This is a genomic window from Cupriavidus sp. 05L310 (genome assembly GCF_056398185.1).
The window spans coordinates 20894-32604 of the sequence record NZ_JBFTOX010000086.1 but is presented as its reverse complement, the minus strand read 5'-3'; the positions used below and the strand labels follow the sequence as shown (position 1 = coordinate 32604).

General features: G+C 64.2%; 11 protein-coding genes. 2 read left to right on the top strand and 9 right to left on the bottom strand.

Annotated elements, in window-relative coordinates:
• Positions 1-138 precede the first annotated feature (138 nt).
• The 8 genes from AC1DS6_RS39110 to AC1DS6_RS39075 all read right to left on the bottom strand — a co-directional run bounded on the left by AC1DS6_RS39110 (position 139) and on the right by AC1DS6_RS39075 (position 8047).
• The gene (locus AC1DS6_RS39110) at positions 139-396 is read right to left on the bottom strand and encodes a hypothetical protein (RefSeq protein ID WP_441638555.1); all 258 of its coding nucleotides are present in this window, start codon (positions 394-396) and stop codon (positions 139-141) included.
• 455 nt (positions 397-851) lie between these two features.
• Positions 852-1202, bottom strand: a complete 351-nt coding sequence (locus tag AC1DS6_RS39105) for a hypothetical protein (RefSeq protein ID WP_441637379.1) — start codon at positions 1200-1202, stop codon at positions 852-854.
• Positions 1203-1331: 129 nt separating this feature from the next.
• On the bottom strand, positions 1332-1781 hold the full coding sequence (locus AC1DS6_RS39100; protein ID WP_441637377.1) for an ion channel: 450 nt from the start codon (positions 1779-1781) through the stop codon (positions 1332-1334).
• Positions 1782-1792: 11 nt separating this feature from the next.
• Positions 1793-2815, bottom strand: a complete 1023-nt coding sequence (locus AC1DS6_RS39095) for a DUF2955 domain-containing protein (RefSeq protein WP_441637375.1) — start codon at positions 2813-2815, stop codon at positions 1793-1795.
• A 14-nt stretch (positions 2816-2829) separates the two neighbouring features.
• Positions 2830-3957, bottom strand: coding sequence for an HlyD family secretion protein (locus AC1DS6_RS39090; protein WP_441637373.1), 1128 nt, complete (start codon positions 3955-3957; stop codon positions 2830-2832).
• Complete coding sequence (locus tag AC1DS6_RS39085; protein WP_441637380.1) at positions 3950-5503, bottom strand: TolC family protein; 1554 nt, start codon at positions 5501-5503, stop codon at positions 3950-3952. The genes AC1DS6_RS39090 and AC1DS6_RS39085 overlap by 8 nt, the downstream gene beginning before the upstream one ends.
• A gap of 226 nt (positions 5504-5729) precedes the next feature.
• Positions 5730-6680 carry a DUF2950 domain-containing protein gene (locus AC1DS6_RS39080; protein ID WP_441637371.1) on the bottom strand — a complete coding sequence of 317 codons (951 nt, stop codon included), beginning with the start codon at positions 6678-6680 and terminating at the stop codon, positions 5730-5732.
• A gap of 11 nt (positions 6681-6691) precedes the next feature.
• Entirely contained in the window at positions 6692-8047 is a 1356-nt protein-coding gene (locus AC1DS6_RS39075; protein ID WP_477104499.1) for a DUF3300 domain-containing protein, read from the bottom strand.
• Positions 8048-8357: 310 nt separating this feature from the next.
• On the opposite strand from AC1DS6_RS39075, the gene AC1DS6_RS39070 reads away from it, so the two are divergent.
• Both AC1DS6_RS39070 and AC1DS6_RS39065 read left to right on the top strand, forming a co-directional pair.
• Positions 8358-8753, top strand: coding sequence for a hypothetical protein (locus AC1DS6_RS39070; RefSeq protein WP_477104498.1), 396 nt, complete (start codon positions 8358-8360; stop codon positions 8751-8753).
• 525 nt (positions 8754-9278) lie between these two features.
• Positions 9279-11069: a SulP family inorganic anion transporter gene (locus tag AC1DS6_RS39065; RefSeq protein WP_441635600.1), complete on the top strand. Its 1791-nt coding sequence runs from the start codon at positions 9279-9281 to the stop codon at positions 11067-11069.
• A 6-nt stretch (positions 11070-11075) separates the two neighbouring features.
• Here AC1DS6_RS39065 and AC1DS6_RS39060 read toward each other — a convergent pair whose 3' ends face one another.
• The gene (locus tag AC1DS6_RS39060; RefSeq protein ID WP_441635598.1) at positions 11076-11585 is read right to left on the bottom strand and encodes a hypothetical protein; all 510 of its coding nucleotides are present in this window, start codon (positions 11583-11585) and stop codon (positions 11076-11078) included.
• Between the last annotated feature and the right edge of the window lie 126 nt (positions 11586-11711).

The following is an 11711-nucleotide window of genomic DNA, read 5'->3' as shown; positions in this document are numbered from 1 at the left end:
CCGCCGCGCACGGCGCGCATGGCGCGGGCGTCGAGTTCTTCGGTGACGGACAGGTCTTTGATGGCGAGGGTGGTAGTCATGGCAGTTCTCCGGGAAATGCAGTAGCTTGCGAATTCAGCCTGGGCGGTAGCCCGCGGCTCAATAGATGTTGTTTTGGGCGTTCTGGGTCGAGGTGACACGCGACTTGATGTCGTCGACGAAGGCAGCGTTATTGCCGTTCATGTTGACGACGTTTTGCGTCTGGCCGATCAGTTGCGAGGCGTTGAAGGTCGAGTCGAGCTTGACCGCGCTGAACACGGGCAGGAAGGGCACGAAGCCGCCGCGCACGGCGCGCATGGCACGGGCGTCGAGTTCTTCGGTGACGGACAGGTCCTTGATGGCGAGGGTGGTAGTCATGGCAGTTCTCCTTGGGAGCGGTTGGGACTTGGGTTCGGTTGGTTCGAGCATTGTTTCTGCGCTCGGGAGGTACAAACGCATGGAGTGTGCCAAGGCGGGCCAGGTCAGCGAGAATCGCCCGCAAACGCAGGCGGGGCTTAGGAAGAGATTCTTCGAGGCGGGGGAAATGACGCCAACGCACGGTGCGCGATGGCTTTGGTCTGGCGGGCAAAAACCAACACAACAGGCATCGGGTGTCTGCAGTTGCGCGACACGCCGGGCCAGTCCCCCGGCGACCGCTGCCAAAGCGGGGCTAAGCGGCGACGCGGCGCATGGGGACTTTATGGAGATTTACGCCTGACATGTACCTCATCAGGCCTTGCGTGACGCCCACGGAAAATTCCGTTGCCTGCCCGGGTTCGGGTTCCAGGACAGCAGATCAAGTGTCGGAAGCAGGGGGGCGCGCCGCCCTCTCGCTACGTGCAATTGGCGCGGTAAGTTTCCTGCAATGACTTGCGTGACTGGTCGCGCTCGATCTTGGGAATAGTGCGCCCCTGCGCGTTCTGTGTTGCCGGCCCGGGCGACTGGTAGGACGGCTGCTTCGAGGTGGCGTTGAATTGCTCCTTCAGAGCCTCGCACTTGGCGCGCGCGGCATCCTCGGCACTGGCGGAGTCGGCGGACGGAGGACGATAGGGGCTGGCGCCACCCTGTACTGCCTCGGATATAGCATTTTCGGCACCCTGGCCCGCTGCGGGCTGTGCCATGCCAGCCGTGGAAAAACCAAGTGCCATCAGGCTGGCCAGGATAAATTTCCGGGACATACGCATACGCTCTCCGGTGGAACGATGATTTCGCTGGCGCGCTTGATCCGCCTGTTTCGGGCACGACCGGCGGCGACCAGGCCAACGGTAGTCTTGCCGGAGCACATTTCCGTCGCCGTAGCAGCCGGGTCGGGCCTAATGCGGTTTGTCCTGCCCCAGGCGAGACATGTTGTACTTGATCACATCCGATACCGCGGCGGTCATCACCGAGGTCGAGACGCCGAACATCAGGATGCCGTTAGCCGCCTCAATCGGGCCGAGCAGGCGCCACTCCTCGGACATGACAATGTCGCCATAGCCCAATGTAGCGAAGTTGACACCGGAGTGATAGAGCGCTGTGGGGAAATTGCTGAATTCGCCGAGAATCATGAACAGCACCGCCCAGATGACCATTTGCATGAAGTTGGCGAACAGTGTCAGCACCATCACCAGCGACAGCAGCAAGATATCGGTCCACAGTGATTCATGCCCGAGGCGGCTATTCCGGAAGCGCGCGTAGCGGCGCAAGCAGACGGCAACAACGCACCCCTGCAGCAACAGGCAGAGAAGCATGACGGGAGCGGCGGCCAGTACATGGTGCAGCATGGTTTACTCCATCAGGGAGCGGGCAATGGTATGCGGCCGGGTTTGTCCAGAAGCCAGAGCATCAGGCAGGCATACAGGGTAACGCCGACGAACAGCCCCATGCGTACGGCGAAAGCGGTAAAGACGTCCTTGCCGGCCGCACTGTCCTGGACCGACTGGCCCAGCAGGATGACCATGGTTACCAGGCTGTTCAGCCAGAAGCCGGGCGGGTAACGCGTCGGGCTGATGGCATACAGCTTGCCTCCTGCCACCAGGACGAAGAGCAGCATCCATAGAAAGAACATCCACAGGTGCACGAACAGGCTGAGTGCGGACCAGAACAGGATGGCCAGCAGGCCGCCGAACAGCGTGGAACCAAGCAACTCGCGCGCGGCACCGCGGGCGGTCGTGCAGCTTTGCCTGCCGAGACTGACCGATTTCATGATGATCGGCAGGTAGGCGGCGGGATCGCTCAGCGCCAGCAGGAACGCCGGCATTACCACCAGCGCCGCGCGTAGCGCCATCCAGTCGGCCACGCTGTGCGGCAGTACCTGGGCGGCCCGCGCAGGCCGCCCGCCTGCGGGTTCGGGAAACAGCCAGTGAACAAGAGCCAGCGCCAGCACGGCCAGCAGGAGTCCTTTGACGAGGGCGCCGATCACCGTGACGGCCAGGCCGAAATCGGCGGTGCCCGCCGCGGAAATCATGGTCAGGCCAGCCGCCAGGAATGTGGCGACCAGATTGTTTCCGCCGCGCAGGCCATGGCGGAATGCCAGGAAGAGGAGCAGGCCGGTCAAAAGCACGCCGCTGAACCAGTAATAGCGCAGAAAGGGGAGAAGCAGCAGGCCGCTGCCCGTCGTCAGCATGACGACCAGCGCCAGGCCCAGCCCGGCCTTGAGCGGCAGGGGGCGGTCGAGAGAGGCGATCACGAACAGGCCAAGTACCGGCGCCACCACCGGGAGGGACCAGCCTAATCCGAAGCTGGTCGCCAGGCAAAGCGCGGCGCCGGATGCCAGGCGCAGCGGACGCCGGGAAAGGCGAGCGGGCTCAGCGGGCATGGCCGCCATCACCATTAGTAGGCATAGGACAGCCAGCTCATGACGAACAGGAACAGGTGGCCAAGGGGGTTGAGCGGATTGCCCTGGGTGGGGAACGCCATGACTTCGGCCTGCCCGCCCACGCGCACGCCGTGCAGTTTGGCCAGCTCGCCCGGGGCGAATTCGATGACCACGGGGAAGCGCTGGGCCGGGCGTAGCCAGTCGCGACTGTTCTGTATCGTCGGCAGGCTGCCGGGCGGCGTGCTCTGGCCCACACTGACCCCATAACCGATACTGCGGACACGGCCGTCCAGTACCTTGCCCGGGTAGGCGTCCAGCACGATGGCGACGGACGTGCCGGGTTCGACGCGGCCGAGGTTATTCTCGGTCATTTCCGCGCTTACCCAGACGTCGTGAATGGCGATCAGCGTCATCACCGGGCTTCCGCCGGCGGCATATTGGCCGGCTTCGGTGCGCAGATCGGTGATCAGGCCCGCCGTGCGCGCGCGCACCTGCGAGTTGGCCAGGTCCAGTTCGGCCTTGTCCACATTGGCTGCAGCGCTGCGCAGCTTGGCGTTGTCTTCTTCACTGCCCCCCTCTTGCTCACGCGCGCGCTCGACTTCGGCACGGGCTGCGGCAACTTGGCTGACGGCCTGTACGTGCGTGGCGCGGGCCACCTCGAGACGGCGAAGCGAAACAGTTCCCTGGTCTTCACGATACAGGCGCTCAAGGCGATCGCTGTCCTGGCGTGCCTTGAGTTCATTGGCCTGGGCGGCACGCAGGGATGCCTGGGCCGAGGCGATGCCGGCGGTGCTTGCGCCGATCTGCCGCCGCATGGACTCGAGATCGGCGCGGGCACGGTCGAGTGCAATGCGATAGTGCTGCGGATCGACCTCGAACAATACGTCTCCGGCCAGGACGTTCTGGTTGTTGCGCACCTGCACCCGGGCCACCCGGCCCGACACTTCAGAGGCCACCGGGACGACAAAGGCCTGGACCCTCGCTTGCTGTGTATACGGCGTGTACCGGTCGGCCAGCAGGTACCAGGCCAGGCTCAGCGCAATCAGGCCGACTACCCACCTGACTCCCCGCTTCGTCGGGTCGGCTGCGGGCGCCGGTGCGTCCGGCGGCGGGGACGCCGGGGGTTGCGGTGTGTCATTCATCCGGGCTCACCCTCGGCACGGGGACGTTGGAGTTGCGTGGCTGGCGGCCTGTCTCGTTCAGCAAGTCGCCCCAATCGGTACGCTGCTGCATCTGCTGACGGGTGGCCGCGTCGACCAGCGGCAGGGACGTGTACCAGCCGCCGCCCATCGCCTTGTAAAGCGCGATGAGATTGTTCACTGCATTGCCGCGGTTGAGCAGGTAAGCATCCTGCTGGGCGACCAGCGCGCGCTGGGCATCCAGCACACGCTGGAACTCCGAGTACCCTTCGCGAAAGAGGGCATTGGCCAGTGTCAGCGAGCGGTTCGCTGCCTGCGACGCTTCGCGCAGGATCGTTTCGCGCTCCAGCGCCTTGATCAGCCCGGTGGCCGCATCGTCGGCTTCGCGCGCCGCCTGGCGCACGGTATCCTGGTAGGTGACGATCCGCTGCTGCAGGCGTGCGTCCTGTACTCGCACATTGTTCGTGATGCGGCCATAGTCGAACAGGTTCCACTGCACGCTGGGGCCACCGATCAGGACCCACCCGCCGGGCGTTCCCGGCAGCGAAGTGGCTGACCACCCGATGCTCCCCAGCAGCGTGACCGACGGATAAAGATCGGCCTTGGCCACGCCGATGAGCGCCGACTGGGCGGCAACCTGCAGTTCGGCTGAACGGACATCGGGGCGGCGCAGCAGCAGGTTGGCGGGCACGTCCTGCAACACCGCGTGATCGATCAGCGGGATCACACCCTCCTTCTCGAGCAGTTCCTGCAGTTCCGGCAAGGGACCCGGGGGGCGGCCGATCAGGATCGCCAGCGCATTGCGGGCGCGCAAGATCTGGTTTTCCAGATCGGGGATGCTGCTCAGGGTGCCCAGGTACTGGGTCTTGGCTTGCTGGAGGTCGAGCTCATCGCTTTCCCCACTCTTGAACAACCGCTCGGTAATTTCGAAACTGCGCTTTTGCAGCCGGGCATTCTCGCGGGCGATGCGCAGGCGCGCCTCGGCGGTGCGAAGGTCGAAGTAGGTTTGCGCGAGCTGCGCGTGCAGCAGTACCAGGGCGTCTTCATGATTGGCTTCGGCGGCGAAATAGGCCGCGTCCGCCGACTCGATGGCGCGGGCAAACCGTCCCCAGAAATCCAGCTCCCACCCAATGTCGAAACCCGCGCTGTATTGCCAGACACCGCTGCTTTCACCAGGAATGCCGGTCTTCCTGCTACGCGCGTACAAGGCGTCGGCCCTGGCCTGCTGCACTTGCGGGTACCGCCCGGCCAGGGCAATGCCCAGCTGGGCGCGGGCTTCCACCACGCGCAGGCCGGCAATCTTCAGGCCGGCATCGTTGGCATCGGCAGCCGCAATCAGATGTTCAAGAACAGGATCCGAAAAGACTTTCCACCACTCGCGCATATCGGACTGCGGGCGCTGCTGGCTGGCCTGTTCGACAGCCGGGGTAGTCCAGTGCTCGGTCCAGGGATCGTGCTGTGCCTGGAAATCCGGCCCCACGCGCGCGCAGCCTACGAGGACCGATGCGCCGATCAGCACCAGTCCGGCAGGACGACACGGTGACGACATGAGGCGAGAATGGCAATTCAAACCTGCTCCTGGTCGCCTGGCACGCTATCGGGCGGCACGTCCCCGACCCGCTGCCAGAACAGTTGATCGCTGATCAGGCAAAGGAACGGGCGGCATTCGTGGCGCACCCGCTATCCGGTGCGCGAAGCGCCAGGTAATGCGACCGGTCCCGCAATCGCCGCGTAAAGCCCGGGACTGCAACGGGACTTGATTGGCGTGGATGCTGCTAGTGACCAGCATTGCGCGGCGCCCCGACCGATTGCGGCTCTACCTTGGTCCAGCCTGGACCGGGATCAAACGAGGTGGTCGCGGCAGCCTTGGCGGCGCTTTCGGGCCCGAGATCACTCTCATAGAGCTGCCCGGCGTGACTCACCATGAAGCTCTTCACGCCGGTGTCACCGTATCGGATCGGCCACGCTATCACGGCGAAGCCGCCAAAGAGCTTGCCGCGCACCATATAGTCGAATGCGCCGCCGGGTGCGTGCCGGCCCTGTTTCGTCAGAAGCTTGTAGTGGTACCCGTGATAGCCTCCCGCTTCCTTTGCGCGGGCACCGGCCGTGGCGAAGGCTTCGCCCAGCGGGCTCGGCCGCTCGCCAGCCTGCGTCGGCCAGTACAAGCCATCCTGCTTGCCTGGCGAGCTGGCAAGCTTGGCGGCATAGCTAACCATGCCGGAGCCGTCGTGGTCGGACTGGGCGTAGTCGTTCTGCGCGTCATGAATGGCAAGCATGGTTTGCATGACGGCCAATTCATTGCGCCCGATACGGCGCAAGCGCATATCCTCCACACCGGCGCGGGTGTCGAAGCGCCAGCCCCCGCCGGAATTCACCAAGGGCAAGGGGAGCGTCCAGCCATCGGTGCCGACGGCGATCCGGGCATGTTTTTCATCTACGGGTTGCACGGCATGGGAAGCCTCCCACGCCGTGAGAAAGCGGCTGCGGATTTCCGCGTCGGCAGGTGGGATCAGCGTGCGGAAGTCATTGCCCAGCAGTGACTTCAGGGCTGCCTCGTCATTGTTCGCAACAGCCGCCCCAAAAGCCGTCATGGCCGCTTCTGGCGTGGGGAATGCTTTTTGCGCGTGGGCGGTGCCCAGGATGCAGGTGGCCAGGCACAGCGCCACGGCAATCCGAATGCCGATTGCGCCAAGCGGGAGTCGGGCAAAACGAGCGGTGATTAGCATAGCCATTCTCCCTAGCGCCTGCCACCGCCGCCGCGGCCGCCACCACCACCACGTCCGCCGCCGCCGCTGTGGCCACCGCCACCGGCACGTCCGCCGCCGCTGTAGCCACCGCCGCCGCCGCGCCCGGCCGGCGAGGCTTGCGCGCTGCTGCGTCCACGGTCGAAATCCCGCTGCGAGGACGCACCGCCGCCACCGACACCCTGGAAGGCGTTGTCGCGCCCGCCCTGGCGGTCTGCTGCCTGGCTTCGATTGCCCCCTGCGCCGCCGCCCGCGCCACCTCGATCGCCAGCAGCGCCAGCCCGGTTAGACGGCCCGCCGCGGTCCCCCGCACGGTCTCCTGCACGTTCCCCCCCGCGATCTCCCGCTCGATCGGAAACGCCGGCACGATCACCGGCGCTGCCCCGGTCAGCCGCGCCCTGGCGGCCGCCTGCATCGCCGCGGCCCCGGTAATCATTGCGCCCGTCGGCGCCCGGCACACTGCGGCCGAACTTCTCGCGCGAGGCGTTATCGCGGTAGGCGACGCCCTTGCGGTGGCTGGCGTCATGCTGCCACTTCCCATTCTGCGTCTTGGTGCGGTCGAAATTCCGGTCGATGTTGGTGGCTTTGTTGACATTGATATTGACGTCGCCACCCCCCCAATTGCAGTTGCCGAAAATCGCGCCGGCTGCCGCCAGGCCGACACCCCACGCGAAGCCGGTGGCCAGTGCGGCGCCAGGGTAATAGGCTGGGTAGGGGGGCCAGTAGGTGGGCGGGTAGGCCGGATAGCCCCATGCGCCGTACACCACCGAGGGGTTGTATGCCGGCACATAGATGACTTCCGGGCTGGCAGGCTCGATCTTGACGATGGTCTGCCCCGGCTGGCCGGAGACGGTCCCGGTCTCGGTTATCACCTTCTGCTGCTCATTCGATTTCAGGTTGCCCGATTGCTGCGCGCGGCCCCGCAGGCGCTGCACGGCGGCGAGCACGTCGCTCTCCTGCGCGAGGAAGGCATCGCCCAGCTTCTGCGTCCATTCGAGCTTGTCACTCATCGGCTCCAGGATCTGCGGGAAGGCAACCAGCGATTTGACGCTGACATCCCACTTCTCGTTGCTCACCGCCTTGACCGCCGCATCTCCCTTGACGCTGGGGTTGGCCTTGACCCAGCGCGCCGCCTGCACGATCTCCAGCGGGTAGGTCGATGCCATCAGGACCTGCGACAGCACGGAATCCGGATAAAGGGCAATCGGCGCGACCAGCGCCTCGATTTCCTCTGGCTTGAAGGTTGGCGCGGCCTGGTCCTGGGCATTGACAGTGCCTGATGCGAACACCAGTCCAATGAGGAACCACGCGCATATGGTCTGAGCCAGTCGCTTACCACATGGAATCATGGCCGCTCCTCTCGACTGTTCAAAGCACTTGACGGGTGACTAGCGCTTCGCGTGCGAAGGCGCATTGGCCCGGCGCGGCATATGCGCATGTAGCGCAAGGCCTTTGCATCTACGTGCGGGGCATGCGGGGTCCTGGCCAGGCCTTTTCACCGAAGTTGCCGCCGGAATGGGTCGCCGATGGCAACTTACCAATGCGGCACCAACTGAGATGCACTTTCCGCCCGATTCGCCATTTGACCATAGAGCACGGTTGCAATAACTTCAACTACTCCACACCGCTCAGGCCAGACTCCATCGATGGGGCATCGTCATGCCCGACGTTCCTTTGACTTTTTGTGGACCGGGCACCAATACTAGCTCGTGGTCTGCGGATTCGATGTGGCGCGGCAGCCGCAAGCATTCCATCAATGCTGCCAACATGAAGAATTTGAAGCGGGAGAAGATCATGCTAAAGGTGGCCACATCAGTCATGTTTGCGATGGCGATCATTGCTTCACCGGTTTGGGCTCAGACAGCTTCCGGCGCGGGGGGGCAAAGTCATAATGATGCAATCGTGAAGATGCGGCAGGAAGAGGCCGCCGCCAAGAAGGAGTACAAGCGCAAGGTCGCCGAAGCGCAAAAGGTTTTCGACGAGCAGAAGGCGGCTGCGAAAAAAGAGCGTGACGCTGCAATCGCTGCCGCGCACGCCGCAGCCGGGCAGAAATGACTGGCTACCCGGTAGGGCTGCCCGTTCCTGCGTTCAGCCGTTAGCGAGGACCGGCGCCAGGGAGCCATTCGTCTTTGGCGTCACGAGTGACGGCCTTCCCGGGCACGAGAAAACAATATTGACGCGTCATATTGCCACTTGCCCGGAGCATTCGTGAATTCACCGCCGTTATCGGGATCGCGTTGCGCGGCAACGGCCTATCCCGGCGCAACGTGCCGCCAGCTTGCCAGTCACTGCGCGACGGGGTTTCCGCAGCCTGGCGGACTTGCCACCGGGCGACGCCAGGCCACCGGGTCCATGCGCCAGAATTTGCAGAATGTCGCGCCGCTGATGCCCATGTACCCCCTCTTATTCGCAGCACGAGTTCGTCGTCTCCAGGTGAACATGCCCGGTCTCAATGAGGTCTTGGAGGCGCTCCCGGTAAGCAACCCTATCTGATGGGCCGGTGGAGGCCGCAAGCACCGTTATCCCGGGGCGCGAAGTCCCGACCCTATTCTGCGTTGTCCATTGAGCGGCCACCGCCTTATGAGCAAGCCGGATTCATCGTCCCCGCTCCCCGAACCGGGCCGTATTGCGCGCCGGACGAAGGGCGCCGATCAGACCGCCTGGGGCTGGTGGGTGCCGGGATTGCGCACGCTTCGCGAATATCACGTGGCGTGGCTGCGGCACGACATCGTGGCAGGGCTTGTGCTGACCACGATGCTGGTACCTGTCGGCATCGCCTATGCGGTGGCGTCGGGTTTGCCCGGTATCCATGGCCTCTACGCGACTATCGTTCCGCTGCTCGTCTACGCGTTGTTCGGACCCAGCCGAATTCTGGTGCTGGGGCCGGATTCGTCGCTGGCCGCCGTCATCCTCGCTGTCATCCTGCCACTGTCCGGGGGCGACGCGAATCGCGCGGTCGCCCTTGCGGGCATGATGGCGGTCGTGTCGGGGACGATGTGTATCCTGGCCGGCATAGCCCGCCTGGGCTTCATCACCGAGCTTCTTTCCAAGCCGATTCGCTATGGCTACATGAACGGGATCGCGCTGACGGTATTGATCAGCCAATTGCCCAAGCTTTTCGGTTTTTCAATCCAAGGCGAAGGACCGCTGAGAAATCTATGGGCCATCGCCACAGCGGTGATTGATGGAAAGACCAACTGGACCACGTTCACGGTCGGCGCATCCACCCTGGCGGTGATCCTGCTGCTCAAGGGCAGCAAGCGCTTGCCGGGCATCCTGATCGCGGTGGTTGGCGCAACCATCGCCGTTGGCACGCTGGACCTCGCAGCGCGCGGCGGGGTGGCGGTCCTCGGTCCGCTGCCACAAGGCCTGCCAGCGCTCGCCATCCCCTGGATCACCACCGCCGATATCGTCCCCGTTCTGATCGGCGGCTTTGCCGTTGCCCTTGTCTCGTTCGCGGACACCAGCGTGCTCTCTCGTGTCTATGCGGCGCGGACTCGCACCTATGTCGACCCGAACCAGGAGATGGTGGGACTCGGCCTCGCCAATCTGGCTGCGGGGTTTTTTCAGGGCTTCCCCATCAGCAGTAGTTCGTCGCGTACTCCCGTGGCCGAGGCCGCGGGCGCCAGAACCCAACTGTCCGGCGTAGTCGGTGCGCTCGCTGTTTCCTTGCTGCTGCTGGTGGCGCCGGATCTGCTGCGGCATTTGCCCACCAGCGCACTCGCCGCGGTCGTGATCGCATCGGCCATCGGGCTGATCGAGATCACCGACCTGCGGCGAATCTATCGCATCCAGCGCTGGGAATGCTGGCTATCGATCGTCTGTACAGTGGGAGTGGTTGTGCTGGGCGCGATTGAAGGCATCGGCCTGGCCATCGTAGTTGCCGTCATCGAATTTCTCTGGGATGGCTGGCGCCCATACTCCGCGGTTCTGGGGCGCGCCGATGGCGTCAAGGGCTACCATGACATCAAGCGCTATCCCGAAGCACGGCTCATCCCCGGCCTGGTCCTGTTTCGCTGGGATGCGCCCTTGTTTTTTGCCAACGCGGAATTGTTCCATGACCGGGCGCTGGATGCGGTGGCCGCATCGCCCACGCCGGTGCGCTGGCTGGTTGTTTCGGCGGAGCCAGTCACCAGCGTGGACGTGACCTCCGCCGACATGCTTGCCGAGTTGGACGAAGCCTTGCACGCGGCTGGCATCAAGTTCTGCGTGGCCGAGATGAAGGACCCCGTCAAGGACAAGCTGAAGCGATTCGGGCTTTTCGCGCGGTTTGGCGAAGCGGCGTTCTTTCCGACGCTCGGTGCGGCCGTCAGTAAATATCTCGCGACTTATCCGGTGGATTGGGTGGACTGGGAAGACGAGGCTCGCTGAGCGGCATCACTTGCGCATCCGGTCGCCTCCGAGCGGATCCGCGATGATCATCGTGCGATCCAGTACGCCCTGGTCGTCAAAGTAGACACTGAAGTGGGCAGGCAGATAGCCATTCGCATAGAGCCGGTAGGACCATGCCTCGCGCTTCATGAGCGGGTAGTACTGGACAGGCTCCCGCGGCAGGCCAAAGCGCTCGGTCACGTCGCGCTTGGTCCAGACGCCTGGCTTTGCCTCGTAGATCTCTTTCTCAGTCAACATCTGGCGGAAGCTGACGAGCTTTGCGTTCGCGTCAAAATCCGCGGCGTAGACTTCAAATCCCATGGGCTGGTGCGAATAGATCCATCGGGTGGTGCCGTCGGCGAGCGCATAGGTCTCAGTAGGCGCGCCAAAGGTCTCGCGAACGGAGCTTTCCGGGCTGCCGATCATCTGCTGCGCAGTCTGCACGGGTTGCAGGGACGCACAGGCCGACAGCGCAACCGCGGTGCCGGCCAGCCACTGGGCGAAGCGATATTGCATCACCATCCTCCACTGCAGAAGGTAAGGTTACTTTCGACCGGTTCAATCCAAGCATAGTCCATCCGCTACATTCCGGACCCTGCTCCTGCTGCCCCCCTTTGCGCCAGCCCCGATGCTGCCCGTGCT

What these genes read in the sequence shown, in the direction of transcription:
- AC1DS6_RS39065 (WP_441635600.1), top strand. Translation starts at nt 9,279, where the DNA reads ATGAGCAAGCCGGATTCATCGTCCCCGCTCCCCGAACCGGGCCGTATT.
- AC1DS6_RS39060 (WP_441635598.1), bottom strand. Translation starts at nt 11,585, where the DNA reads ATGCAATATCGCTTCGCCCAGTGGCTGGCCGGCACCGCGGTTGCGCTG.
- AC1DS6_RS39110 (WP_441638555.1), bottom strand. Translation starts at nt 396, where the DNA reads ATGACTACCACCCTCGCCATCAAGGACCTGTCCGTCACCGAAGAACTC.
- AC1DS6_RS39085 (WP_441637380.1), bottom strand. Translation starts at nt 5,503, where the DNA reads ATGTCGTCACCGTGTCGTCCTGCCGGACTGGTGCTGATCGGCGCATCG.
- AC1DS6_RS39080 (WP_441637371.1), bottom strand. Translation starts at nt 6,680, where the DNA reads ATGCTAATCACCGCTCGTTTTGCCCGACTCCCGCTTGGCGCAATCGGC.
- AC1DS6_RS39095 (WP_441637375.1), bottom strand. Translation starts at nt 2,815, where the DNA reads ATGCCCGCTGAGCCCGCTCGCCTTTCCCGGCGTCCGCTGCGCCTGGCA.
- AC1DS6_RS39100 (WP_441637377.1), bottom strand. Translation starts at nt 1,781, where the DNA reads ATGCTGCACCATGTACTGGCCGCCGCTCCCGTCATGCTTCTCTGCCTG.
- AC1DS6_RS39105 (WP_441637379.1), bottom strand. Translation starts at nt 1,202, where the DNA reads ATGCGTATGTCCCGGAAATTTATCCTGGCCAGCCTGATGGCACTTGGT.
- AC1DS6_RS39090 (WP_441637373.1), bottom strand. Translation starts at nt 3,957, where the DNA reads ATGAATGACACACCGCAACCCCCGGCGTCCCCGCCGCCGGACGCACCG.
- AC1DS6_RS39075 (WP_477104499.1), bottom strand. Translation starts at nt 8,047, where the DNA reads ATGATTCCATGTGGTAAGCGACTGGCTCAGACCATATGCGCGTGGTTC.
- AC1DS6_RS39070 (WP_477104498.1), top strand. Translation starts at nt 8,358, where the DNA reads ATGCCCGACGTTCCTTTGACTTTTTGTGGACCGGGCACCAATACTAGC.